The sequence below is a fragment of the Nocardia jejuensis NBRC 103114 genome, from assembly GCF_001613145.1.
In the GTDB taxonomy this organism is placed as follows: Bacteria; Actinomycetota; Actinomycetes; order Mycobacteriales; family Mycobacteriaceae; genus Nocardia; species Nocardia jejuensis.
On record NZ_BDBU01000011.1, the window covers coordinates 1 to 23,826 of the forward strand.

The following is a 23,826-nucleotide window of genomic DNA, read 5'->3' on the forward strand; positions in this document are numbered from 1 at the left end:
GGTCGCCCGCCCCGGCCCGGTCCGACGTAGCCGGCGGCTCCGGGTGCGGCCGTCGCGCGAGGCGCCACCGCACGGGTGCCGACCGCACCGAGAGCGGCCACACCGACGAGGGTGCCGGTGGTGGCGGTCAAACCCGAACCGCCGCTGCCGACGATCGCCACCGCGGGGGTGACCAGGCGCATCAGCGCGGGCAGTACGAACGCCACACTGCACAGCAGCACGATCGCGACGAGCATGCGCTGGGCCTGATCGGCATCGGGAAGCCCGGCGTTGGAGGTCAGATCGTCCACGTGCCCGGCGGTGGTGAACGCGATCATGTAGACGATGGCGGCCACCGGTTTCCAGAGCATGAAGGCGATGATCCAGCCCAGCAGCTTCGGATAGGACTGTTTGCCGATCCCGGTGCCCGATGCCGCGGCGGCCAAGGGCAGCACGCCCGCCGCCACCACGAGCAGGCCCTGTCGCACGATCGCCAGCACGATCTGCGCCAGCGCGCCGAGCAGACCCACGATCGCGATGATCAGCACCAAACCCGGCGAAAACGCTTGCAGCTTCGAGGTTTTCACCATCAGCTCGGCGAGGTTGCGGGCATTGCCGTCGGTGGAGTCGTTGATGATCCACTCGGAGAACTTGTCCGAGGCCTGGGTACCGGCCACGACCACCGCGCCCAGCATCCAGGAGCTGAAGATGACGCGCGCGAACATTCGGAAGGATTCGACGCTCTCACTGACCGCCGCGCCGCGTCTGGCTTCGGCCAATCTCATACCCGACAGGATCACCGACACCATCAAGAGCAATATCTGGGCCTGATAGGTGTAGTCGTTGATCTTCGTGAAGAGCGTTCCGGCGTCGCTGACCCGTTCGTTGGGCACCTTCATCCAGAAGGTGAGCGCCAGGATGAGCGCCTCGCCCAGACCGTTCATCAGCGAGTCGACCACCTTGCCGAAGGTGGAGTCCCACGCCTTGTCTCGGACGGTGACCGCCGCGTCGCCGGGGTGGGTGGCGACATTGCCGGCCTTGCACGCCGCGGAGGCGGCGTCGCCCAGGGAGATGCCCGGCACACCGAGGCCGTCGAGCGAGTCGTGCAATTCGTTGCACGCCTGGTCGAAACCGTAGGTCTGTCCGTACGCGACCGTAGGAGTCGCGATCATGACAGTGAACACGACCGCGAATATCGTGACGATACGCCTCAGCAGCATGGGGCCCACCTCTCTTTCACCATCGAGTCCATCCCGCTAGGGAATCCACGTACTCGGTTTGCGCGGAACTCGACGTCGACGGCTTGAGCCGCCAGTCCCCGGCGTCCCACACCATGATCAGCCGTACCGCAGCCCAGAGCTGGCGGCCGTCGACGAGCGGACCCCGTGCGGCCAAGCGCACGATCGCCATGTCGTCGGCGTAGTTCTCGACCTGGAAGCCGTCGGGCGCCACCAGGTATCTGGTCACTTTCTCCGGCTGCTGTTTGGGCAGCCGCTGATCCGCGAGCGCCTGGTCGTATGCGGTGACCTGTTGCGCGGATACCCGCACCTGCCGCACGTACAGCTCGCGGTCGGCGGGACGGGCGTTGAGCCGGTAGGTGATCTGCGCCGCCGCCAGCACCGCACCCTGGGGTGTGTGCGAATAGCCCACGGCCAGACCGTCTTCCAGGCGCGCCGGTCCATCGGAGGAGGAGAAGGGTACGGAGGCCCCGTACACCCGCTGCCAGCCGTGCGGATCGACGGTGCCCTCGGGGGCGGCGGTCAGCCAGTCCTGGTCCGAGGGTTTGTGTTGCTTCCCGGGATTCTGCGGAAGCGGTTGCCCCGCAGTGTTGTTGGGGACGTCGACTCGACGCCCGAACAGATCCACCTCGGGCGCGGCGAAGCCCGTCGCACCCGTAGTCGAGGACGTCGGCGACGCGCTGTCGCCCTGCGGACTCGGCGGGGGCGAATCGCGGTTGAAATACACCACGGCTCCCGCGATGACGATCAACGCCACGACCGCTGCCGAGGCGATGACGCCGAACGAGACGCGGTCGCGCTCCGGCGACTCCTTCTCGCTCATTTCGGCGCCTCCAAAGGTTTTGTATCACTGGACAATTCCGTCGCCCACGGGCCTATGCCGGGAGCAGCGCGAGCGCGATACCACTGGCGGAACTCGCCATGATCGCGCCCAGCAGGCTCATCACCACTCCGTGAGTGGCGTCGTTGGCGGCCAGATCATCGCGGAACGCGTACCAGAGTCTGCCGGCGGACAGGATCATCCAGGCCAGGCAGAACAGCAGGACACACCACAGCAGCCAGTCGATGAGCTGCATGATCGGCCGGAGGACTTCCGCCGGCATCTGCTTATAGGCCAGTACGGCCATCGCGTCGGCGGCGGACATCAGGTGATCACTGCGTTCATGATGGTGCCCGCGCTGGTGGCGATGATGCCACCGATCATTGCTCCCGCCACCATCTTCGGCGACTCCAAACCGCCTCCTGACCATTTCTCCCAGGCGAAGCGACCACCCGCGTAGGTGATGCCCATGACCCCGGACAGCAGAACGAACCAAGTGAAATAGCGGACTAGTTTCAGTAGCTTCTCCGACGCGGGCGGCGCCTCGGGGGTCGGATTGCCGACCTGGGCGAGGATCTGGCTGTACGCGTCATGCACGGCGAGGATCATGCTCATTGTCTGTCCTTTTCCAAAACCGAACTGCTGGTACCAGTCTCGCCGGTCGGCGGGTGCAGTACCCGCCCGGCTAAGACTACTCCCTCCGTTGAGGGTTCCCACCTCCCCGGAATCGGGGAAGACGTTCGCGCACAAGCTATTCCAGTCATGATCACGATCGGTCCTCCGAGGCGCGCGACTCGGGGCCGGGACCGTCCAGGGCGTCCTGAACGGCTGCGACGATGCCGGCGCCCAGCTCCCGGACATCCGCCGTGATCTCTTCCAGCGGATCGGATTTGCGTCTGCGCTGCTGCGGCGGAATCGCGTCGCCCGGCGACCACACCGGCAGCTGATCGGGCTCGACCAGGGTCCAGTCCTCGTGCCACGGCACCTGCCACACCTGACCGGCGAGCGAGCCGACCACGTCGCGATAGCGTCGGATCTCGACGGGGATGCGCCCGGGGCGCGCGGCGACGGTCACCAGGCCCAGCACCTCACACGGACCCGCGAGACCGGCGTGATGCTGGCGCAGCAGGTCGTGGGCGCGGGTCAGTCCGGAGATGGTTTCGCGGGCGACCAGCACGACGAACGGGGACTCCCGGTCGAACCCACCCGGCCAGCGGCGATAGGAATCCGCGGCGGGGGCGAGAACGTGTGCGAGAGTACTGGCACCGGCGCCGCCGTGAACGCCGAGCAGCCACACCAGTGGTGCTCGACCTCCGCCGGGTACGGGTCGGTCCCAGATCGGTGCTCGGCGGGTCTCCGGCGGTGGCACCACACCGGCCGCCATGGCGGTCTCGGAGGAGGATCGGGGTTCCTTCATGGCTGCGGTCATGATGCCACCCCAGCAAGCAGGCGGCGATACGCGCGGCGTGTTTCCGCCGTCAGGTTGCTGTGCCGCACAAGCTCTCCCCGTGCCAGGTGCGGGTCGTATGGAATCTCACGAATGTCGTGGACCCATCCGTCGAGATGCTCCCGCAAATGATCAGCGATTCGAGAATCGCTGCCGGGCAACTGATGTGAGATGACCACTGTGGTGTCCCCGACAATGCCACCCCCCTGACCGTCCCCCTGTCCGCCGAACTGATCATCCAGCCATTCCAGGGTCACGCGCAACCGGTTGGCCGCATCCGCACGGGCCGGAATCGCCAGCACCAGTGCGATATCCGCGTCTTCCAGCAGGGGACGCAGGTGGCGGCCGGCGATCGGGCTGCCACCGTCGTAGACCGGGGTGTATCCGGCGTCGTCGATCGCCCGCGCCACGGTCAGATAGGTCGCCCGACGGCGCAGGGGGGCCGGATCGCGCCACAGCAGGCCGATTCCGGAGGTCGCGCGCGAGAGGCACTCCTTGAGCGGCGCGGCCTCGTCGTCCCCGCGGCCGTACAGCCACGATTGCAGGCTGACGGGGCTCAGATGCTCGTCTGCGCCGCGCAGGGCGAGGTCGCTACCGGCGAAGGTGGCGTCCACCGCCACAGCCTGTGCGCCGGCCGTACCGAGCTCTCCGGCGATACCCAGTGCGGTCGTGGTGGTGCCGGCGCCACCGCAACCGCCCACCACGAGAATGGGACGAGGTGCGGGACCTTCGTCACCGGAGTCGCCGCGACGCTTGCGCAGTCGCACGACCGGAGCCTTGGAACGCGCGGCACGGCCCGACGATTCGCCCTCTTCGGGCACCTCGTCGAGCCAGCGGCTCCAGTCCTGATCCATTTTTCTCAGCTCTCCTCTTACCCGGCCCGGATACCCGTGGCAGGAATATGGTCGCCGATCACAGCGGTGGCCGTCATTTCGTTGTACGCCGCCAGGCGCACGCTCGGACCGGAACCGGCGTCCTCCCAGAGTGTGCCGATGGATTGCGAAGTGCCACTGTGGGAGTTGAGCACATACAGAGCAACTCCCCCCGCAGCAGCCAGCAACAAGATGGCAACAATCAGGAACACGAGAGCGAAAACCCTTCGGCGCCTGAACAGATCAGGGGTGGGCGGGGCGGGGACGGCATCGGGCCGCGCGGCAGCCGGGTCGGCATCCTCGGACCGGGTCCGCGCGGGACGCTCGGAACCCTGCTCGCCCTCCGCGGGGAACTCCACCACGGTGGACTCGCGGTACCTGAGTTTCGGTGCGTACGAGGCGGACTCGCGATCGGTCACCCAATCGGACCAGGAACCGTCGAAGTGACTGCGCCGCAAGACCGATTCCGGTACGGGCGGAATGTCCATCTCCGGTTCGTCTTCGCGGATGTAGTGCGGGAATCGGGCGTGGCCGTCCTCGTCACCGAAAACCGTCTCGCCGTCGACGGGCGCGGATGCCGCTGCTCCGGTCGAGGGCTCGAGCGCTGGATACCAGCGCGCCACTCTTTTGTACGACTTCAACATTCCAGCGGCACCCGTTGTCTCGGGCACGTCGCTCGGCATCGTCGGACCCTCTCGGCGGTGGTGGCGGTGATTTTCGGTGTGCGATAGAGCAGCCCGTCCAGCACCGCGCCGCCGGGTGCGTCGCGTCTGACGGTCCCGAACGGAAATTCTCTCGCATATATGGGATTCCGACGACCCGACGCGCCGTGGACGTTCCTGAGAAACCGCGCGTGCGCGCGATAGCAGCCTGTCAAGCGGCCTGGGCACACCACGCCGGGGGGTGCTTTTCCTCACTGCCGGAGCAGAATCTACATTAACAAGATCTAGCTCTCTGGAGGTTTTGTGAAAACAGCAGATATCGCCGCAGTCGTCACCGGCGGCGCGTCGGGTCTCGGCTTGGCCACCGTGCGGGAACTGCACGCGGCCGGAGTGAAGGTCGCCATCCTCGATCTTCCCTCGTCGGACGGCAAATCCATCGCCGAGGAACTCGGTGAGCGCGTGGTCTTCTCCCCCGGTGACGTCACCAGCGAGGCGGACGTGACCGCTGCGCTGGATGCCGCGTCAGCCCTGGGCACACTGCGAATCGCGGTGAACTGCGCGGGAATTGGCAATGCGATCAAGACGGTGAGCAAGAAGGGGGCGTTCCCTCTCGAGAGCTTCTCCAAGATCATCAACGTTAACCTGATCGGAACGTTCAACGTCATCCGCCTGGCCGCGGAACGCATCTCGGCCGCCGAGGACGCGGACGGCGAGCGCGGCGTCATCGTGAACACCGCGTCGGTCGCGGCGTACGACGGTCAGATCGGCCAGGCCGCCTACTCCGCGTCCAAGGGCGGCATCGTCGGCATGACGCTGCCCATCGCGCGCGATTTGGCGTCGTACAAGATTCGCGTGGTGACGATCGCCCCCGGTCTGTTCCACACGCCCCTGTTCGCCACCCTGCCCGATTCGGCCATCGAGGCGCTGGGCGCACAGGTTCCGCACCCCTCACGCCTGGGCGACCCCGCCGAGTACGCCAGTCTGGTCCGCCACATCGTGGAGAACCCCATGCTGAACGGCGAGACCATCCGTCTCGACGGCGCGATCCGCATGGCGCCGCGCTAGGTACCACCACGGAGTCGGCCGCGGCACTCACCCGGCCGATTCCACCGTGCGCCGCAACGTGTTTCGCGATCGGCTACGGACCCTCGACCCGCGTCGGAATACCGCCGCGATGAACTCCGGACACGACCACGAGCCACGCGTGGGCGACAGTGCGGCCCGGCGGCAGGTCCGATGTGCGGAGGGATCCGCTCAGCGGCGTGCGGGTCGGAATTCGAGCACCGAATCGTCTCCGCGGACCCGACTCTAGCGGCGAGGCAGCCGATGCCGCTGGACGGTCATCCAGTAATTTGCCTCTGATGAGCATCGACCAGACCGCGCTCCGCACGGAGATCCGCATCCAGCATGCCGACCTGGAGAGCTGGCTGGGCACCGATGGGGCAGCAGCGGACACCGTCGAGCGGTTCCTGGCGCAGCTGCACCCCGAGTTCTCGATGGTGGCCCTCGACGGGGCGGTGGTGCCGCGGCCGTTGCTCGCCGAAGGACTGCGGGCCGCGGGGCACGCGTCGCCCGGCCTGCGCATCGACATCATCGATATCGAGATTCTGCACCTGTCGGCCGAGTGCGCGGTGGTGCGGTTCGAAGAGGTGCATCAGCACCCCGAAGGTCCTTCCGCGCGACTGACCACCGCGCTACTGGTACCCGCTCCACACGCCCGCAACGGCCTGCTCTGGCGCTCGGTTCACGAGACCGCCTCGGCGACCTGACGTTTCGAGGTCGCCCCTCCGATCCGAGAACGACAGCGCCCGACCCGCTCCGTGGAGCGAGGCCGGGCGCGTCGGTACTCGTGCGAGAGGATCAGCCGAAATGGCACACGTAGTGCAGGGTTTCGACGACCTCGATATCGAAGCTGCTGTCCCCGGGGACCGAGAACGACTCACCGCCACGGTAGGTGACGGTCTCCTGCGCACCTGCCAGGGTGACCTTGCACTCGCCCTCGACCAGCTCCATGATCTCGGGCGCGCCCGTGGTGAACGTCAGCGCGGCCGGGAGGATGACGCCGACGGACTTCTTCGTGCCGTCCGCCAACTCGATGTTGTGGCTCACGCACTTACCGTCGAAGTACACATTGGCCTTCGTGGTGACGGTGACGTTCTCGAACGCGGTCATGAATTCTCCTCGCAGTGTGGGACCCGGGACAGCCTACTGGGACCTGACCGGACCACCTGCGGGGCTCTCGGGTTGCGCGGTTCCGACCCGGCCCGCGAGGCCAGGATGCCGGCACGGCGCCCGTACAGGGCGATGGTTCGGCTCCGACCGCCGACCATCGAGCCTCGACCTGGGCGGACCCGTCACCGTTGCAGAATGGCGGTATGACGACGAGATCAGGGAGAACAGCGAGCGCTCACGCGGACCAGCGGACCGAGCCGAGCGAGAGCGGCGTACGGAAGTTCACGATCGATCATGACGGGGTGCGGACTCCGGTGTCGCGGGGCGGGCGCGGGCGGCCGCTGGTGATGTGTCCGGGACTGGCGTCGACGCAGGCCGATCTGCGGGAATTGCTCGGGTTGTTGCGGCGGGACCATGAGGTGGTCGGTTTCGATCTGCGGGGGCACGGGAAAGCGACTGCCGGCGAACGGTATTCGTTCGAGGGCTTCCTGAGTGATCTGAATGCGGTGATGGCGGGTGTCTCGTTCGCCGAACCGCCTGTGCTCGTGGGATATTCACTGGGAGCGGACCTGGTGGTGCACTACGCGTCCGAAAACCCCGGCGCGTTCAGCGAACTCGTGCTGATCGACGGGGCCGATCCGGTGCCGGAGCCGTTCCTCGGCGAGGCGGACCTGCCCGAGTTCCGGGCGATGTTCCAGGACCCCGCGATACAGGAGGCGCGGGAGCAGACCCTCGGCACCGAACATCAGGTGCTGCTCACCGGAGCGGACCTCCTGGACCTGAACATCGAGGTGGACCTCGTTCGATCCCGAATCCTGCAGCGCTACGGCATGATCGACCAGCCGATCACCATGATCATGTCGACCGCGATGGCGGGCACCGACCCGGACGAGCGAACCGCCTGGCGAAATCGGAACTGGCAGGCCGGAATCGACCGCCTCCGCACCGAACACCCCGACATCTCCGCGACCTGGATCGAGGCGGACCACACACTCGTGTTCACCCACGCCCCGCAACTCGCCGACATCATCCGGCAGGCGACCGCCGACCCGCGTTGATCGGTATGTATGGGGCGAGGTCGGGACGAAAGCGGTGCCGGGGCGAAAGATATCGCTCCGGCACCGGGATTCGTCAGGCTGCGGAGGTCACGCGGTAGACGTCGTAGACGCCTTCCACGTTGCGCACCACGTTGAGCAGGTGGCCCAGGTGTTTCGGGTCGCCCATCTCGAAGGTGAACTTGGAGATGGCCACTCGATCGCCGCTGGTGGTCACGGCGGCGGAGAGGATGTTGACCTTCTCGTCGGCGAGCACCTTCGTGACGTCCGAGAGCAGGCGGGTGCGGTCCAGGGCCTCGATCTGGATGGCGACCAGGAAGACCGAGGACGGGGACGGCGCCCACTTCACCTCGATGATGCGCTCGGGCTCCGATTGCAGCGAGTCCGCGTTGGTGCAGTCGGTGCGGTGCACGCTGACCGCCCCGCCACGGGTCACGAAGCCCATGATCTCGTCACCCGGCACCGGGGTGCAGCACTTGGCGAGCTTGGAGACCGTGCCGGACGCGCCCGGAATCTCCACACCCGCGTCGCCGGTGGTGCGCTGGCGCGTCGGGACGGTGGAGGGGGTGGAGCGCTCGGCGAGCTCGTTCTCGACATCGCTGACGCCACCGAGCTGCGCCATGAGCCGCTGCACCACGTGATGCGCGGACACCTGGCTCTCACCGACCGCGGCGTACAGCGCCGAGATATCGGTGTAGTGCAACTCGTGCGCGAGCGAGGTCATCGCATCGACGCTCATCAGCCGCTGCAGCGGCAGGCCCGACCGGCGGACCTCCTTGCTGATCGCGTCCTTGCCCGCCTCGAGGGCCTCCTCGCGACGCTCCTTGGCGAACCACTGCCGAATCTTGGCCTTGGCCCGCGGAGACACCACGAAGTTGGCCCAGTCCCGGCTCGGGCCGGCGTTCTGGGCCTTGGAGGTGAAGATCTCGACGACCTCACCGTTCTCCAGCTGCCGTTCCAGCGCGACGAGGCGCCCGTTGACGCGCGCGCCGATGCACCGGTGCCCGACCTCGGTGTGCACCGCGTACGCGAAGTCCACCGGGGTCGACTTCTGCGGCAGCGTGATCACGTCACCCTTGGGGGTGAACACGAAGATCTCCGGCGACTTGAGATCGAAGCGCAGCGACTCGAGGAACTCGGCCGGGTCCGCGGCTTCACGCTGCCAATCGAGCAGCTGTCGCATCCACGCCATGTCATCGACCTCGGTCGAATCGGTGGAGTGCTTGCCCTTGGTCTCCTTGTACCGCCAGTGCGCGGCGATGCCGAACTCGGCGGTGCGGTGCATGTCCTGGGTACGGATCTGCACCTCGAGCGGCTTGCCGTCCGGCCCGACCACGGTCGTGTGCAGCGACTGATAGACCCCGTAGCGCGGCTGCGCGATGTAGTCCTTGAACCGCCCCGCCATCGGCTGCCACAGCGAATGCACGACACCCACGGCCGCATAGCAGTCCCGCACCTCTTCGCACAGGATGCGGATGCCGACCAGGTCATGGATGTCGTCGAAGTCCTTGCCCTTGACGATCATCTTCTGATAGATCGACCAGTAGTGCTTGGGTCTGCCTTCGACGATCGCGTTGATCCGGCTCGCGGCGAGCGTATTGACGATCTCCGCGCGCACCTTGGCCAGGTAGGTGTCCCGCGAGGGCGCGCGATCGGCCACCAGTCGCACGATCTCGTCGTACTTCTTGGCGTGCAGGATCGCGAACGCGAGGTCCTCGAGCTCCCACTTGACCGTGGCCATACCGAGCCGGTGCGCCAGCGGCGCGATCACCTCGAGGGTTTCGCGTGCCTTCTTGGCCTGCTTCTCCGGCGGCAGGAAGCGCATGGTGCGCATGTTGTGCAGCCGGTCCGCGACCTTGATCACCAGCACGCGCGGATCGCGCGCCATGGCGATGATCATCTTGCGGATGGTCTCGGCCTCGGCGGCGGCGCCCAGATTGACCTTGTCCAGCTTGGTGACGCCGTCGACCAGATGCGCGACCTCGGACCCGAAGTCGTTGGTCAGTTCCTCGAGCGAGTACCCGGTGTCCTCCACCGTGTCGTGCAGCAGCGCCGCCACCAGGGTGGTGGTGTCCATGCCGAGCTCGGCGAGAATGTTCGCGACCGCCAGCGGATGGGTGATGTACGGGTCACCGGACTTGCGGAACTGATGCGAGTGCTTCTCGTCCGCGACGTCGAAAGCCCGTTGCAGCAGAGCGAGATTCGCCTTCGGATACAACTCGCGATGCACGGTGGCCAACGGCTCGAGCACCGGTTTCACCGCGGCGATACCGCGCTGACCGGTCATGCGCCTCGCCAGCCGGGCACGCACCCGGCGAGAGGCGGAGGTGGGCACGGCGGCGGGAGCATTACGTGGCGCGGCACCGGGCTGCGCCGAAGCAGCAGGAGTCGCAGGCGTGCCGTCGTCGGATTGCTCGGCGTTCGCCTTCTCCAGATGCTGTGTCATTCCACCACCTATCCCGGCCTCGATTCGGGGGACCTCATCGGACCGTTCAACCACCCAGACCACCTACTTTAGTCCTGGATTCGTTTCGAGACCGGGACGCCGAATCCCGCCCATCGGGAGCGGTCCGGAGGTTGTGAACGATACCGCCTCCCACGCCCCGCTCGTGGAGGCATTGCGTCCCGATTGCTCGATACGCGGCGTCCCCATCGTTCCGATGCGCATCGGGCACTCCGGGGTGCTACTCCCCCAGCCTGTCCACCAGTCCCTCCGGAGTCAATTCGAGGCGGCGCGTGACGCCGATCTCGTCCAGGAACCGCGGGTCGTGGCTCACCACGATCAGCGCGCCCTGGAAGCTCGCGAGCGCCTCGGTCAGATGCTCGAGGCTGGGCAGATCCAGATTGTTGGTCGGCTCGTCCAGCAGCAGGAGCCTCGGAGCCGGATCGGCCAGCAGCAGCATCGCCAGCGCGGCGCGCAACCGCTCACCGCCCGAGAGCGCACCGGCGAGCACGTCGGCCTCACCGCCACGGAACAGGAAGCGCGCCAGCCTGGCTCGGATCTGCTCGGGCGCGGCGTGCGGCGCGGTGGCCGCGACGTTCTCGAACACCGACAGCGACTCGTCGAAGATGTCCAGTCGCTGCGGCAGCAGTTTCCACGGCACCTTCGGCGACTCGGCCCGGATCCGGTGCAGGAGAGTCGTTTTCCCGATGCCGTTGCGGCCGGTCAGCGCGATGCGTTCGGGGCCGGTGACTTTCAGGGTCACCCTCGGACCGCACGCCAGCTCCACCTCCCGCAGATCGATCACCTCCTGCCCGGGATAGAGCCGGGTATCGGGCAGATCGACCCGGATCTCCCGGTCGTCACGCACTTTCTCCTGTGCCTGCGTCAGCTGTTCCTGCGCCTCCTGCAACTTGCCGATGTGGTTGTTGCGCAGCTTGCCGGCCGAGACCTCGGCGGCGCGTTTGCGATTGCCCATGACGATCTTGGGCTCGCGTTTGGTGTCCCACATCTTCTGCCCGTAGCGCCGGCGGCGGTCGAGTTTGATGCGGGTCTCCACCAGCTCCCGTGACTGCTTGCGCACATCGCTGCGCGCATCGCGCACGAGGGCGCGGGCGGCCTCCTGTTCGGCCTCGATCATGCGCTCGTACTCGGCGAAATTGCCGCCGAACAACCGGATTCCGCCCTGCCTCAGCTCGGCGACGGAATCGACCAGCGCCAGCAGGCCACGATCGTGGCTGACCGTCAGCACGGTGCCGGAGAACTGACCCACCACCTCGTACAGACGCGTGCGCGCCACCTCGTCCAGGTTGTTGGTCGGCTCGTCCAGCAGCAGCACCTCGGGCTCGCGCAGCAGTTCGGCCACCAGACCCAGCAGCACCGTCTCGCCACCGGAGAGCGTGTCCACGCGACGGTCGAGCTGGGCGACATCCCCGGCGACATAGTGCAATCCGAGCCGCCCGAGCAACGCCACCGCCCGCTCCTCGATGTCCCAGGCGGCGCCGACCGACTCGAAGTCGCTCTCGCCGCCGTCACCGGACTCGATGCGATGCAGTGCTTTTCGGATCTCGGCGATGCCGAGCACCTCGTCCACCCGCTGCCCGGCGGCCAGCCCCAGATCCTGGCGCAGACAGCCGAGCCGGCCCGGGACCGAGATCGAGCCGCGCTGGGGACGCAGTTCGCCGGTGAGCAACCTCAGCAGCGTGGACTTACCCGCGCCGTTGTTGCCGACCAGGCCGATATGACCGGGTCCGAGCTGGGTATCGAGGCCGTCGAAGACGGGGGTGCCGTCCGGCCACGCGAAGGTGAGATCGGACAGGGAAACGACAGAGGATGACATGCGGACTCCCGGGTGGGTAAGCGCGAAGAATCGCGGCGCGCGAATGCGGGCCACACAGCGGTTACCTCAGAGAATCAACGCATGGACTCCGATCGGGAGGGAATGGAACGTAAGCCACGGTAGCGAAGAGCGAAGTGCGCGTGCAACCCCATTCGTGCGTGAGCCGGATCTCGGCACCGGCGTGCGCCTGGTCCCCTCAGCCCCCGATCCGGCGCGCCTTCATGCCGTTGAGCAGGGGCGTCTCGGTCACCGCGCCGTTGGGCTCCGCGTACAGCATGCGCCCGCTGCCGAGATAGATCCCGACCGTCGCGGGGCCGCGCGGGCCGAAGTTGCCGAACACCAGATCACCGGCGGCGGCCTTCAGCAGCGGCACCTCGGTGCCGATCTCCCACTGCTGCTCCGCGGTGCCGGGCAGGGTGATGGTGCCACCACTCGCGGAGAACACCGCCGCGGCGGTGAATCCCGGCTCGTCGAAGCCGCCGTTGCTGGGCCCCTGGGTGCCACCGCCGCCGAAAGCGTAACGGGTGCCAAGCCATTCGTGCCCGGCCGAGGCGATCTGCGGCCCGAGATCGGCCGCCGCGTCCGGCACGAACCGGCCGCCACTGCCCATACTCCGGAAACCCGCTTCGGCGGCCAGGATTCGCGCGACGTACGGCCGGGTCTCGCTGAAGTGCCCCGGCACCTGGTTCGGCATGCCGCCCGAGGCCAGCACCGCGCCCTCACCCGCGTTGTAGGCCGCGATGGTGAGCGAGGTGAGATCGCCCTGCACCTTGCCCTGCTCCATCCAGCCCTTGACGGTCTGGGCGATCGCGCACATATAGCGACCCTGGCCCATGATGGCGTCGCCGTCGTCCCAGGTGCTGGCGGTGCCGTTGCCGTCCGCGTCGATGACGTACGGCTGTCCGTCCGGCGCGAGCGACCTCGCGGTACTGGGCAGGAACTGCGCCAGGCCCTGCGCTCCGGCGGGTGAGGTGAGGCCGCGCTGGAAGCCGGATTCGGCCTGCCCCTGCGCCGCCAGCAGCGAGGCGCTGATCTCGGGGCACAGCGATCCGGCCCGCCGGTACCAGATCTCGAGTTCGGCCGGGACCTTCCCGGAGGCGAGATTGCCTCCGGCGGTGCCGAATCCGTTCTCACAGTTCGGGACGGTCGCGGTCGGCAGGCTCGCGCCCGAGAGCCACGCCATCGGATCGACCTGGTGCCCACCGGTGAGCCGGCCGCCGGGCACCAGCTCGAAATGCAGGTGCGCGCCGGAGGATTCGCCGTTGGACCCGACATCGGCGATGTGCTGACCCATGGTGACCACATCGCCCGTGCGCACGAAGATGCCGTTGTCGTACATGTGCCCGTAGACGGTCGAGTAGCGCCGCCCGCTCTCGTCGAGCGAATCGATCACCACCCAGTCCCCGAATCCGGAGGCCGGACCCGAGGCGACCACCAGCCCGTCGGACGCGGCGTAGATGGGCGTGCCCGCGGACGCGGCCATGTCCACGCCCAGGTGCGCGCCGCCACGCGAGCCGAAGGTGTCCGAGATGGTGAACGTTCCTGCCGCGAGCGGGTATTGGCGACGTCCCGCACCGCTGAGCCGACCGGCCTCGTTCACCGCGCCGGGCATGGCGGCCAGCGACACGCTCGGGGAGATCACCGGCACGGTGGTGGTCGCGGCGGCGGCCTTGATGGTGACCTGCACCCGGTCCATGTGATTGCGAGCCGCGTCGCCGCGATCGTCCATCGGGTTCCACGAAATGCCCGAGGCCGCACCGGGAGTCCAGGTGCGCTGCTTCCAGATCACGTAATCCACCCTGAACGCGGCGGCGTTCTCCTGCAGGAAAGCCACGATCGAATCGCCCTTGGCCTGATCCGCGCCGACGATGAATTCCACCGCGCGGCCCTCCCGATGATCGGGGTAGGAGTCGTCGGCGACCAGCCCGCGCATGTCCATCATGCCGAACCGCGCGACCGTGCAGCGCAGCACCCGCAGCGCACCGTCCTGCAGACCCGCCTCGGCGGCCGAACCCGTTGCGGGGCAATTGGGTTCGGTGAGCGCGGCGGTCGCGGTCGGCACGACCGGGGTGCCCGCCCCGCAGGTGGTTTCGGAGGCGGGCAGGATGATGACGAGCACCAGGGTCACCAGGCACAGGGCCGCGCCGACAGCGGCGCCGATGATGACTTTGGGCCTCACGCCCGAACGCTCCCGGCCGCCGTGGTTGTCACCCGGACATCATGCCATGTCCGACACCCGCTTTCACGGACCGGCGAGCCTGTTTCAACCGGTGAACGCTGGGAAATTCCCGGACATGAGTTACGAATACAGAACATATCGAGGCCAGGGTCTGGCCGCTCGCTTGGTGAGCGGTGTCGGCGCCCTGTTCGCCATCATCGAAATCGTCTACATCCTGATGCTCACCCTCGGCGCCGATCAGTCGAACCGATTCTTCACTCTGATCAAGTCGTGGGCCGAGCCGCTGGCCCTGTTCTTCCCGGGTCTTTTCCACACCGGCAACGGCAATCTCGACATCGTCGTGAACTACGGTCTCGCGGCCCTGTTCTGGTTGGTCGTCACCGGTCTGATCGCCCGGGTGCTGACACGCTGACCCGGGGTGAGGACACGCTGCGACACGACGGCGGGACACGCACGGCGCCGTTTCCGGGCCCCGCACAACGGGCATTCCTCACCGCATGCCGTACGTCGCCCGCAATGAGGCCACCGCCGCACGCATCCTAGGTGCGGTCGGTGCGCTGTTCGCTCTTGTCGAGGGTCTCTACATCCTGATGCAGGTGTTGAACGCCGACCCCGCCAACAAGTTCTTCGTCTTCGTGAAGTCCTGGGCCGAACCGCTGGCCCTGTTCTTCCCCGGGCTGTTCCACACGGGCAGCATCAACCTGGACATCATCCTGAATTATGGCCTGGCGGCCATCTTCTGGCTGATCGTCAGTGGTTTCGTCGCCCGTGCGGTAGCACGCTGACGCGGGGAGGACTCAGAGCTTCACCACGGAGACGAGCGGATAGTCACCCTGGCGGTCCCGGCCGCCCAGGAAACCCAGCTCCAGCACCACGGCCGCGGCGATCACCTCGGCGCCCGCGGCGTGGAACAGTTCGGCCGCGGCCGCGAGAGTGCCACCGGTGGCGAGCACGTCATCGAGCAGCAGCACGCGCCTGCCCTTCAGATCGATGCCGTCCGCGGGGATCTCCAGTGCGGCGGAACCGTATTCGAGGGTGTACTCGCGGCTGATCACGGGCGGCGGCAGCTTGCCCGCCTTGCGCACCGCCACCACGCCGGTGCCGAGCACCGCGGCCACGCCCGCGCCCAGCAGGAAGCCGCGCGCGTCCACGCCCGCGACCAGGTCCGCGTCCGGCGCGCAGGCGGCGAAGCAGTCCAGCACCGTGCGGAAGCCCTCGGCATCCGCGAAGACCGGCGTCAGATCGGCGAAACGGACTCCCGGAGTCGGGAAGTCATCGTGCCACCGCGTGAGTCTCTCGACCGCTTCGGCGGCCCGGGCGGTGCGTCCACCCGTGACCTCTTCCGACTCCACCATCTCGTGCTTGCTCATTCCACCCACTCCTCATCACCTCGCCGACCGCGGCATCACCGCGTCAGCACCCAGCGATCCATGTTCCAGCCCGCACCGGCCTTGGTGGGACTGGGGATCCCGTTCTCCATGCCGTCGCCGAACGCGATGGTGCGCGGACCGGCGAACAGCGGGATGGACGGCATCTCGCTCCAGAGCAGGTTTTCCTGCTCGGTCAAGAGGTTCAACACGGTCGTCGAGTTGTCCTCCGCCGCAAGCTGATCCGAGATCGCATCGTAGCGGCCGTTCCCGAATCTATTGAAATTCAGGCCCTGACCTGTGCGCAACGCCGCAATCGCGTCGGTAGCTGTCAACGAACCGGACGGTCCGGGGAAAGCCGCGGAGCCGCCGAGGACGGCGTCGACCTTGCCCTCGCCCAGCTGCGTCGGAACGAAATCCGGTGTGCCCGCGTCCACGACCGTGATGCCCGAGGCCTTGCACGCGTCGGCGATCATGGTGACCGTTTGGGCGCGCCGTTCGTCCGGCTTCACATAGCCGATACGCACCGTCTGGTTCTGCAGGCCGGATCCGGCGGCCGCCTGCACCGCGCTCGCGTCACCGCCCTTGTACTTGTCCGCCGCACCGGTCACCGCCGGGTAGTACAGCGAATCCTGTTGCAAGGTACGCGAATTCAATGGACCCGAACCCAGACCGGACTTCTGCGTGAATCCCGGATGCCCGAGCTTGTCGAACAGCGACTGCCGGGGGACGCACAGCGCGAAGGCCCGGCGCGCCTCCACCGACGCGAACACGCCGCCGGTGTTCAACACCAACTGCTCCACTCCGCGCCCGGGCAGGTTCGCCGAGGAGAACCCGTCCAGACTCACCTCGCCGAGGGATCCCGCGCCCACGTCGAGCACGCCGATCGCCTTGGAGGAGACCTTCGACTTCAGGTCGGAGTTCTTGCCCCACACCACGATCCGGGGCGTCTTGGCGGGATTGCCCCACCACTTCTCGTTCTTGACCAGGACGAGGCCGTCCTTGTCGTCGAACGACTCGATCCGATACGGGCCCGCGGCCGGCAGCGCGGTCAGATCCAGCTTGCCGGGCACGAGCTTCCAGCCGTTGTTCCAGAAGTCCGCTATCCGGTCCACCACGCCCGCGTCGCCGCTCTGCAGCGGGGTGACCACCGTCGGCACCTTCACCGCGTTGGCGATCACGTGCGCGGGCATCAGCTCGGTGGCGTTGAACAGCGTCTTCCACGCCGTGTAGTGCCGGCCCGGGCGGAAGACCACGGTCGCGTCCTTGGAACCGGGCTGGCAGTCCACCCGCTCGATATCGCTGTAGCCCGCGGTGCTCGCGGCGTCGAACTGCGGCGCCGGACCACCGGGAGCGGGCTTGGTGAACCGGCCGCTGCGCGCGGCCCAGGCCAGCACCAGATCATCGCAGGAGGTCGGACTGCCGTCGGAGTAGACGCCGTCCGGATTCAGCCGGTACTGGATGGTCTGCGCCTCGCCCGGCACCTCCTTGGCGGTACCGGTATCGGTGTCCGCCACCGGCTGCCCGTCGGGACCGGTGTAGAAGAACCCGGGCAGCACCCGCGCGAACACCGCCGCCGCACCGCTGTTCGCGCCGAGCGTGCTGCCGCCGTTGTAGCTCGCGACCACCGCGTCCACGCCGTAGCCGATGGAGGGCACCTGATTCTTGCCCGCACAGCCCGCCAGCGCGGCGGCGGTCAGCACACCCGCGGTGGCCACCACCAGTCCGCGGCGCGCGTTTCCGCCGTGACGGGCGCGCCCCGATCCCTGGGACCCGGGGGTCCGGCGGGACGCTTCTGCATTGCCATCGATCGATTCGATTTGTTGCCGCCTCACCGTCCGAGACCCCCGTATCCCTCAGTGCCTTCTCTTGTGTCGTTTCCCGCTCGGGCGACTACCGGGGCGCGGCGCGCCGCCCCCGTCCCGCGTACGCGGACCGGCGTTGTCCCGGTTCGCGCTGAATCCGTTTGCCGCACCGACGCTTTCACGGTCGACGGCCGAGGCCCGGCCCGCCCGCTGCGCCCCTGCCGCGCCCGCACGCCCGGAGGAGATACCGGCCCGCTTGGCCTTGACCCGGCGGGTGTGCTCGGCGACCGGCCCGAAGCGCTCCTTGATCGACACCAGCAGCGGCACCGCGAAGAAGATCGAGGAGTACGCGCCGACGATCATGCCGACCAGCTGTACCAGCGCCAGATCCTTGAGCGTGCCCACGCCCAGCAGCCACACCGCGATCACCAGCATGCCGATGATGGGCAGGATGCCGATGATGGTCGTGTTGATCGAACGCATCAGCGTCTGGTTGGCGGCGAGGTTCGCCTTCTCGGCATAGGTGTGCTTGTTCAGATGCAGTACCCCGCGCGTGTTCTCCTCGACCTTGTCGAAGACGACCACGTTGTCGTAGAGCACGTACCCCAGAATCGTGAGCAGGCCGATGACCGCCGCGGGCGTCACCTCGAAACCGACGAGCGAATAGATGCCCGCGGTGACGATCAGGTTGAAGAACAGCGACCCGATGGCCGCGATCGACATATCGCGTTCGAATCGAATCGCGATGTAGACCATGGTCGCCGCGACGAACACCGCCAGCGCGAGCAGCGCCTTGTGGGTGATCTGGCCACCCCAGGTCTCGCTGATCTCCGCCACGCTGATCGCGTTGCGGTTCACCTGCCCGCTGGAATCCTTCGGCTGGAACTTGTCGAACAGCGCCGTCTGCAACTTCTCGGACTGCTCGTCGTCCAGCGTGTCCGACCGGATCTGAATGGTCGCGGCCGAACCCGAACCGACCTTCTGCACGGTCACCGGATCATGGCCGAGCGTCGTGCGGTAGACCTCCTCGACGGTCGAGGTGGTGACATTGCCGGTCTCGGGCAACTGGATCCGCGAGCCACCCGCGAAGTCGATGCCCAGGGTGAAACCGCGGATCGCGATGCTCAGCACGGCGATCGCCACGAACAGCGCGGCCAGGCCGTAGTAGAGCTTGCGACGCCCGACGATCTCGAAACCACCTGTGCCGGTGTACAACCGGTCGAACAGACTGTGCTTCTCGACCTTGGTGTCCGACTCGAAGTCGAGTTCGGAATCGGTGTCGATGACGGGGCTGCTGGAATCGCGCATGATCACGCCTCCTTCACCAGGACGCCGGCGGAAGCCTTGCGTTCGCGGGCAATCTGAGCAACGGCGCCGAGCCCGTTCACCGACGGCTTGGCCCAGAACGGCGAGCGCGAGGCCAGCATCATGAGCGGCGAGGTGACCAGGTACAGCACGATGACGTCGAGGATGGTGGTCAAGCCGAGCGTGAACGCGAAGCCCTTCACCTGACCGGCGGCGAGCATGTACAGCACGCCCGAGGCGATCAAGCTGACCGTCTTGCCCGAGAGGTTGGTGCGCTGTGCGCGCGACCAGCCGCGCGGGACGGCCGAGCGGAAACTGCGACCCTCACGCATTTCGTCCTTGATGCGTTCGAAGAACACCACGAACGAGTCGGCGGTCATACCGATACCGATGATCAGACCGGCGATACCGGCCAGATCGAGGGTGAATCCGATCGACCTGCCCAGCAGCACGATCAGCGCGTACACTGCGGCGCCGGCGGCCAGCAGCGAGAAGCCCGCCAGGAAGCCGAGCATGCGGTAGTAGAGCAGGCAGTACAGCAGCACCGCGACCAGACCGATCGCACCCGCGATCAGGCCCGCGCGCAGCGAGGACAGACCCAGCGTCGCGGACACCGTCTCGGCCTCGGAGGTCTGGAACGACAGCGGCAGCGAACCGTACTTCAGGGTGTTCGCGAGCTCCTTGGAGGTGGTGCCGTTGAAGCTGCCCGAGATCTGCGTGCTGCCGCCGTACTGGCCGCCGGACTCCACGCGCGGCGCGCTCACGACCTTCGAATCGAGCACGAAGGCGAGCTGCTTCTGCAGGTACTGGGTGGTCAACTTGCCCCAGGTGTCCGCGCCACCGGACTTGAAGTCCACGTTCACGACCCAGCGCGAGGCCTTCGGATCCAGCTGCGCGGAGGCGTTGCTGATCTCCTGGCCGTCCAGGGCGCTCTTGTCGAGCAGGTACACCGCGGTGCCGTCGGAGGAGCAGGCCACCAGCGGCAGGTTCGGATCGTCGTTGCCCTGCAACGGATCCGGCTTGGCGCAGTCCATGGTGAGCATGGCGGTCTGCTGAACGGTCTGATCGGTGCTCTGGCGCAACGCCTTCGCGGCCGCGATCTCCTGCGCCTGCGCCTGAGCCGAGGCCGGCTGCTTGGCCGGAGTACTCGGCGGCACCTCGGGCGTGGTCGGCGCCTGCGCCGGGAACACCCGGTTCTGTGCGGCCGGAGCCTCGCTCGTGGTCGGCGCGGCGGATTCGGCGCTCGGCGCGGCGGATTCGGGTGCGGACGCCGGGGGCACCGTCGGCTGCTGCCCGGCAGGGGCTTGCTGCCCGGCAGGTGCCTGCTGCTGTCCGACGGGCTTACCGTTCTGCACCTGCGGTGCGATGGTCTGCACCACCGGGCGGACGTACAGCTTGGCGGTGGTCGCGAGCGACTTCGCCTGTGCGCCGTCCTCACCCGGGACCGTGATCACCAGGTTCTCGCCCTCGATCACGACCTCGGAACCCGAGACGCCCAGTCCGTTGACGCGCTTCTCGATGATGTCCTGTGCCTGGCGCAGGCTGTCCTGGCTCGGCTTGCCGCCGTCGACGGTGCGGGCGGTCAGCGTGACACGCGTGCCGCCCTGCAGATCGATGCCGAGTTTGGCAGACGCGGACTTGTCTCCGGTGAAGAAGATCAGGCCGAACATCACGGCCACCAGTGCGGCGTAGACGCCGAGCAGGCGCAGTGGGTGCGCCGTTCCCTGGGAAGGTGGCACAGTACTTATCTCCTAGGAGGAATCGGGGTGTGGAACGAGCTGGCACACACCGCAGCGCCACCGGCCACCCGGATTCGGGCGGCCGATGGCGCTGGGAATGTCAGTCCTTGGTGAGACGCGGGGCGTCCTCGTGTGCTGCGGCATCGATCGGCGCCGCCGATGCGGCCTCGATCGGCGCGGCCGATGTGGCCTCGATCGGCGCCGCGATCTCACCGGGCGCGGCCTCGATGTTCTCGGGCTCGGCGTCCTCGATGTCCTCGACGGTGTCGGCGTCGTCCTTGCGCACCTCGAGGATCGACTTGCGCTTCCAGGTGGTGACGACGTCCTCCGCGATCTCCAGATCGAGGGTGTCCTCGTCGAGCTCGACCACGGTGCCGTAGATGCCCGAGGTCATGACCACCCGGTCGCCGACCTTCACGCCGTCCTGCATTTCCGTGACCTCCGCCATCGCGCGCTTCTGGCGGCGAACACCGAGGAACATGGGGATGAGCAGAGCAACCAGCAGAAGCGGCAGCAGAAGGTCCATCGTCGAAGTCAGCCCTTAGTCAGTGGTCGAATGGATGCGTTTCCCCGACAGTCTGCCAGCAATACCTGAGACAGGGCGCGCCGACCTGAGTTTGATTGCCTCCGCTTCGCTGGTTCGACGCGTAACTCCGATCAGACCGACGCCGACCCGTAGGTGTAGTCGTCGAGCGGGAAGCTCACCGCCTCGCGATGGGCGTTGACGGTGCTGGTCGGGCGCAGCAGGGCGGCCTCGCCGTGCTGGTTGTAGTAGTAGCTGCGCGCGGTGGAGCACTGGCCGCTGTAGAACACCGAGGAGTCCAGCTTGTCGGTGACGCGATCCAGGAACTCGGTGTTGGCGTGCTCGGTGACCTCGAAGGTCTTCTCACCACGACGGAACATCTCACCGAACAACCGGCCCATGTGCTTCATCTGGGCTTCGATGGTGGTGAAGTAGGACAGGCCGCTGTAGGAGTACGGGCTGTTGAGGCTGATGAAGTTCGGGAACTTCGGCACCGTGATGCCCTCGTAGGCCTGGAAGCGGTTGTCACGCCAGAACTTTCCGAGGTTGACCCCGTCGCGGCCGATGATCTCGATCGCCGGGAAGTTCACGTCCCACAGATTGAAACCGGTGGCCAGGATCAGGGTGTCGATCTCGGTCTTGTGGCCGTCGGCGGTGACGATGCCGTCCGGTTCGATGTGATCGATCGAGTTGGTCTCGAGTCGCACGTGCTCCTCGTTGAACGTCTTGAAGTAGAGGTTCGAGAAGGTCGGGCGCTTGCAGCCGAAGTCGTAGTCCGGAGTCAGCTTCCTGCGGGTTTCCTTGTCCTTCACCGAGGTCCGCAGGTGCGCCTTGGCCAGCAGGGCGGCGGCCTTGTTCAGCGGCTTGGCCTGCTTGAAGTGCAGCACGCCGACCACCATGAGCGCCTCGAGCATGGTGGTGTTGACCATGCGGGCGGCCTTCTGCGTCGCCGGGACGCGCTCGAAGAGCGTCTGCACCGGCTTCGGGATGGCGGTGTCGACCTTGGGCACGACCCAGATCGGGGTGCGCTGGAAGACGGTCAGCGCGTCGGCCTTCTTGGCGACCTCGGGGATCAACTGCACGGCGGTCGCGCCGGTGCCGATGATGGCGGCCTTGCGGCCGGTCAGGTCGAAGTCGTTGTCCCACGCGGTGGTGTGGATGATCTTGCCCGCGAAGGTGTCGATACCGGGGAACGGCGGGGTGTAGGGCTGGGACAGGAAGCCGGTGGCCGCGAGAATGTAACGCGCGGTGAGGGATTCGCCGTTCTCGATCGAGACCACCCAGTGCTGCTGTTCCTCGTCCCAGCGCGCGCCGCCGACGACCGTATCGAAGCGCATGCGCCGGCGCAGGTCGTACTTGTCCGCGACGTGCTCGGCGTACTTCTTGAGCTCGGTGCCCGGCGCGAACAGTCGGGTCCAGTGCGGGTTGGGCTCGAAAGAGTACGAGTAGGTGACCGAGGCGATGTCCACCGCCAGGCCCGGATAGTGATTCACGTGCCAGGTGCCGCCGAGGTCGTTCTCACGCTCGAGGATCACGAAATTGCTCAAGCCGAGCCGGTCCAGCTGAATACCGGCACCCATGCCGCCGAATCCCGCACCGACCACGATGGCGTCGTACTGAGGTGCCACGCCGAACCTCCCTGTGACTCATTTGTCATAGAATGACATCTCATTCCGTTTGTGAACACCGTATCATCGGGGGCGTGACGAAGCCATCCTCTCGTATCGAACGGCGCAAGGCCGAGCTCCGCCAAGAGATCATCGATACCTCGTTCGTGCTGTTCGCCGAGCGGGGCTACCACGCCACCGGCATCGCGGACATAGCCTCCGAGCTGGGGATCGGGCACGGCACGTTCTACCGGTACTTCGCCAACAAGCGCGACATCATCGATCACGTGATCGACGATCTGGCGGCCAGGATCATCGATACGCTCGGGACCGACAACGCGCCCGATGCCGCGGCGACCCTGCAGGAATACCGGGCCCAGGTCGATCGGATCGGCGGTGCGCTGAACCAAATCTTCCTTCAGGACCGGCGCGTGGCGCAGATGCTGCTGTTCCAGGCCACCGGTATCGACACCGAGCTGACCATGCGCCTGTACGGGCTCCTGGACACCGCCGACGCGCTCACCGCGGGCTACCTCGAGCACGGCGTGGAACTGGGCTACCTGCGCGCGGACCTGGACACCAGGAATACCGCGCGCGCGGTCACCGGCATGATTCTGGCCGCGATAGTGCACGGCCTGCGAGATCCCGACGAGAACGCCGTCGAGGACCTCAGCCAGGCGATTCGCCGACTGCTCATCGACGGCGTTCGCAAGGACTGAACCGAGCGCCCGGATTCGACTGGGGCGGCAGCAATTCGGACATGACACCATTGGCAC

Annotated in this window: 23 protein-coding genes; 6 read left to right on the top strand and 17 right to left on the bottom strand. The window is 67.1% G+C overall.

All coding sequences use genetic code 11. The annotated features are described in order from the left end of the window. The 7 genes from NJ1_RS08410 to NJ1_RS08440 all read right to left on the bottom strand — a co-directional run. On the bottom strand, nt 1-1,199 hold a 1,199-nt coding region (locus NJ1_RS08410; RefSeq protein ID WP_245717287.1), incomplete at its 3' end, for a conjugal transfer protein TraG N-terminal domain-containing protein. A gap of 16 nt (nt 1,200-1,215) precedes the next feature. Then, entirely contained in the window at nt 1,216-2,040 is an 825-nt protein-coding gene (locus NJ1_RS08415; RefSeq protein WP_067689884.1) for a DUF8175 domain-containg protein, read from the bottom strand. 52 nt (nt 2,041-2,092) lie between these two features. After that, entirely contained in the window at nt 2,093-2,362 is a 270-nt protein-coding gene (locus NJ1_RS08420) for a hypothetical protein (protein WP_067689887.1), read from the bottom strand. Continuing rightward, nucleotides 2,362-2,652 (bottom strand): hypothetical protein, encoded by a 291-nt coding sequence (locus NJ1_RS08425; RefSeq protein ID WP_067689890.1) that lies wholly within the window; start codon nt 2,650-2,652, stop codon nt 2,362-2,364. The genes NJ1_RS08420 and NJ1_RS08425 overlap by 1 nt, the downstream gene beginning before the upstream one ends. A gap of 151 nt (nt 2,653-2,803) precedes the next feature. Continuing rightward, nucleotides 2,804-3,466 carry a hypothetical protein gene (locus NJ1_RS08430; RefSeq protein WP_067689893.1) on the bottom strand — a complete coding sequence of 221 codons (663 nt, stop codon included), beginning with the start codon at nt 3,464-3,466 and terminating at the stop codon, nt 2,804-2,806. Continuing rightward, the gene (locus tag NJ1_RS08435; RefSeq protein ID WP_067689896.1) at nt 3,463-4,338 is read right to left on the bottom strand and encodes a MinD/ParA family ATP-binding protein; all 876 of its coding nucleotides are present in this window, start codon (nt 4,336-4,338) and stop codon (nt 3,463-3,465) included. Before NJ1_RS08435 ends, NJ1_RS08430 begins: the two co-directional genes overlap by 4 nt. 17 nt (nt 4,339-4,355) lie before the next feature. After that, nucleotides 4,356-5,000 (bottom strand): hypothetical protein, encoded by a 645-nt coding sequence (locus NJ1_RS08440; protein ID WP_157573840.1) that lies wholly within the window; start codon nt 4,998-5,000, stop codon nt 4,356-4,358. A gap of 321 nt (nt 5,001-5,321) precedes the next feature. Here NJ1_RS08440 and NJ1_RS08445 point away from each other — a divergent pair, with 321 nt between their 5' ends. Further along, nucleotides 5,322-6,083 (top strand): 3-hydroxyacyl-CoA dehydrogenase, encoded by a 762-nt coding sequence (locus NJ1_RS08445; protein WP_067689902.1) that lies wholly within the window; start codon nt 5,322-5,324, stop codon nt 6,081-6,083. A 296-nt stretch (nt 6,084-6,379) separates the two neighbouring features. Beyond that, on the top strand, nt 6,380-6,787 hold the full coding sequence (locus tag NJ1_RS08450) for a hypothetical protein (protein WP_067689904.1): 408 nt from the start codon (nt 6,380-6,382) through the stop codon (nt 6,785-6,787). Nucleotides 6,788-6,878: 91 nt separating this feature from the next. Here NJ1_RS08450 and ppnP read toward each other — a convergent pair whose 3' ends face one another. Continuing rightward, nucleotides 6,879-7,190 carry a pyrimidine/purine nucleoside phosphorylase gene (gene ppnP, locus NJ1_RS08455; protein ID WP_067689907.1) on the bottom strand — a complete coding sequence of 104 codons (312 nt, stop codon included), beginning with the start codon at nt 7,188-7,190 and terminating at the stop codon, nt 6,879-6,881. 203 nt (nt 7,191-7,393) lie between these two features. Between ppnP and NJ1_RS08460 the strand changes: the two genes are divergently transcribed. Further along, nucleotides 7,394-8,248, top strand: a complete 855-nt coding sequence (locus tag NJ1_RS08460) for an alpha/beta fold hydrolase (RefSeq protein WP_084477884.1) — start codon at nt 7,394-7,396, stop codon at nt 8,246-8,248. 73 nt (nt 8,249-8,321) lie between these two features. Here the strand turns inward: NJ1_RS08460 and NJ1_RS08465 are convergent, their stop codons facing one another. The 3 genes from NJ1_RS08465 to NJ1_RS08475 form a co-directional block, all read right to left on the bottom strand. Then, the gene (locus NJ1_RS08465; protein ID WP_067689910.1) at nt 8,322-10,691 is read right to left on the bottom strand and encodes a RelA/SpoT family protein; all 2,370 of its coding nucleotides are present in this window, start codon (nt 10,689-10,691) and stop codon (nt 8,322-8,324) included. Nucleotides 10,692-10,929: 238 nt separating this feature from the next. Further along, nucleotides 10,930-12,525: an ABC-F family ATP-binding cassette domain-containing protein gene (locus NJ1_RS08470; protein WP_067689913.1), complete on the bottom strand. Its 1,596-nt coding sequence runs from the start codon at nt 12,523-12,525 to the stop codon at nt 10,930-10,932. A gap of 196 nt (nt 12,526-12,721) precedes the next feature. Continuing rightward, nucleotides 12,722-14,704, bottom strand: a complete 1,983-nt coding sequence (locus NJ1_RS08475) for a peptidoglycan DD-metalloendopeptidase family protein (protein WP_339380954.1) — start codon at nt 14,702-14,704, stop codon at nt 12,722-12,724. A 115-nt stretch (nt 14,705-14,819) separates the two neighbouring features. On the opposite strand from NJ1_RS08475, the gene NJ1_RS08480 reads away from it, so the two are divergent. Continuing rightward, nucleotides 14,820-15,116, top strand: coding sequence for a hypothetical protein (locus NJ1_RS08480; RefSeq protein WP_067690156.1), 297 nt, complete (start codon nt 14,820-14,822; stop codon nt 15,114-15,116). Between the two features lie 85 nt (nt 15,117-15,201). Next, on the top strand, nt 15,202-15,489 hold the full coding sequence (locus NJ1_RS08485) for a hypothetical protein (RefSeq protein WP_067689914.1): 288 nt from the start codon (nt 15,202-15,204) through the stop codon (nt 15,487-15,489). A gap of 12 nt (nt 15,490-15,501) precedes the next feature. Here NJ1_RS08485 and NJ1_RS08490 read toward each other — a convergent pair whose 3' ends face one another. The 6 genes from NJ1_RS08490 to NJ1_RS08515 form a co-directional block, all read right to left on the bottom strand. After that, nucleotides 15,502-16,074, bottom strand: a complete 573-nt coding sequence (locus tag NJ1_RS08490; RefSeq protein ID WP_067689917.1) for an adenine phosphoribosyltransferase — start codon at nt 16,072-16,074, stop codon at nt 15,502-15,504. 35 nt (nt 16,075-16,109) lie between these two features. Then, nucleotides 16,110-17,789 (bottom strand): ABC transporter substrate-binding protein, encoded by a 1,680-nt coding sequence (locus NJ1_RS08495; RefSeq protein WP_245717288.1) that lies wholly within the window; start codon nt 17,787-17,789, stop codon nt 16,110-16,112. A 138-nt stretch (nt 17,790-17,927) separates the two neighbouring features. After that, nucleotides 17,928-19,184, bottom strand: coding sequence for a protein translocase subunit SecF (gene secF / locus NJ1_RS08500; protein WP_067690162.1), 1,257 nt, complete (start codon nt 19,182-19,184; stop codon nt 17,928-17,930). A gap of 2 nt (nt 19,185-19,186) precedes the next feature. Continuing rightward, nucleotides 19,187-20,920, bottom strand: coding sequence for a protein translocase subunit SecD (secD, locus tag NJ1_RS08505; protein ID WP_174557058.1), 1,734 nt, complete (start codon nt 20,918-20,920; stop codon nt 19,187-19,189). A gap of 100 nt (nt 20,921-21,020) precedes the next feature. Beyond that, nucleotides 21,021-21,446 carry a preprotein translocase subunit YajC gene (gene yajC, locus NJ1_RS08510; protein WP_067689920.1) on the bottom strand — a complete coding sequence of 142 codons (426 nt, stop codon included), beginning with the start codon at nt 21,444-21,446 and terminating at the stop codon, nt 21,021-21,023. 131 nt (nt 21,447-21,577) lie between these two features. Continuing rightward, nucleotides 21,578-23,071, bottom strand: a complete 1,494-nt coding sequence (locus NJ1_RS08515) for a flavin-containing monooxygenase (RefSeq protein WP_067689923.1) — start codon at nt 23,069-23,071, stop codon at nt 21,578-21,580. Between the two features lie 32 nt (nt 23,072-23,103). On the opposite strand from NJ1_RS08515, the gene NJ1_RS08520 reads away from it, so the two are divergent. Further along, a complete protein-coding gene (locus NJ1_RS08520; RefSeq protein WP_067689926.1) occupies nt 23,104-23,769 on the top strand; it encodes a TetR/AcrR family transcriptional regulator in 666 nt (221 codons plus the stop codon). Nucleotides 23,770-23,826 lie beyond the last annotated feature (57 nt).

Coding starts and splice junctions, on each gene's coding strand:
- NJ1_RS08415 (WP_067689884.1), bottom strand. CDS start 2,040: ATGAGCGAGAAGGAGTCGCCGGAGCGCGACCGCGTCTCGTTCGGCGTC.
- NJ1_RS08420 (WP_067689887.1), bottom strand. CDS start 2,362: ATGTCCGCCGCCGACGCGATGGCCGTACTGGCCTATAAGCAGATGCCG.
- NJ1_RS08425 (WP_067689890.1), bottom strand. CDS start 2,652: ATGAGCATGATCCTCGCCGTGCATGACGCGTACAGCCAGATCCTCGCC.
- NJ1_RS08430 (WP_067689893.1), bottom strand. CDS start 3,466: ATGACCGCAGCCATGAAGGAACCCCGATCCTCCTCCGAGACCGCCATG.
- NJ1_RS08435 (WP_067689896.1), bottom strand. CDS start 4,338: ATGGATCAGGACTGGAGCCGCTGGCTCGACGAGGTGCCCGAAGAGGGC.
- NJ1_RS08440 (WP_157573840.1), bottom strand. CDS start 5,000: ATGTTGAAGTCGTACAAAAGAGTGGCGCGCTGGTATCCAGCGCTCGAG.
- NJ1_RS08450 (WP_067689904.1), top strand. CDS start 6,380: ATGAGCATCGACCAGACCGCGCTCCGCACGGAGATCCGCATCCAGCAT.
- ppnP (WP_067689907.1), bottom strand. CDS start 7,190: ATGACCGCGTTCGAGAACGTCACCGTCACCACGAAGGCCAATGTGTAC.
- NJ1_RS08460 (WP_084477884.1), top strand. CDS start 7,394: ATGACGACGAGATCAGGGAGAACAGCGAGCGCTCACGCGGACCAGCGG.
- NJ1_RS08465 (WP_067689910.1), bottom strand. CDS start 10,691: ATGACACAGCATCTGGAGAAGGCGAACGCCGAGCAATCCGACGACGGC.
- NJ1_RS08470 (WP_067689913.1), bottom strand. CDS start 12,525: ATGTCATCCTCTGTCGTTTCCCTGTCCGATCTCACCTTCGCGTGGCCG.
- NJ1_RS08480 (WP_067690156.1), top strand. CDS start 14,820: ATGAGTTACGAATACAGAACATATCGAGGCCAGGGTCTGGCCGCTCGC.
- NJ1_RS08485 (WP_067689914.1), top strand. CDS start 15,202: ATGCCGTACGTCGCCCGCAATGAGGCCACCGCCGCACGCATCCTAGGT.
- NJ1_RS08490 (WP_067689917.1), bottom strand. CDS start 16,074: ATGAGCAAGCACGAGATGGTGGAGTCGGAAGAGGTCACGGGTGGACGC.
- secF (WP_067690162.1), bottom strand. CDS start 19,184: ATGCGCGATTCCAGCAGCCCCGTCATCGACACCGATTCCGAACTCGAC.
- yajC (WP_067689920.1), bottom strand. CDS start 21,446: ATGGACCTTCTGCTGCCGCTTCTGCTGGTTGCTCTGCTCATCCCCATG.
- NJ1_RS08520 (WP_067689926.1), top strand. CDS start 23,104: ATGACATCTCATTCCGTTTGTGAACACCGTATCATCGGGGGCGTGACG.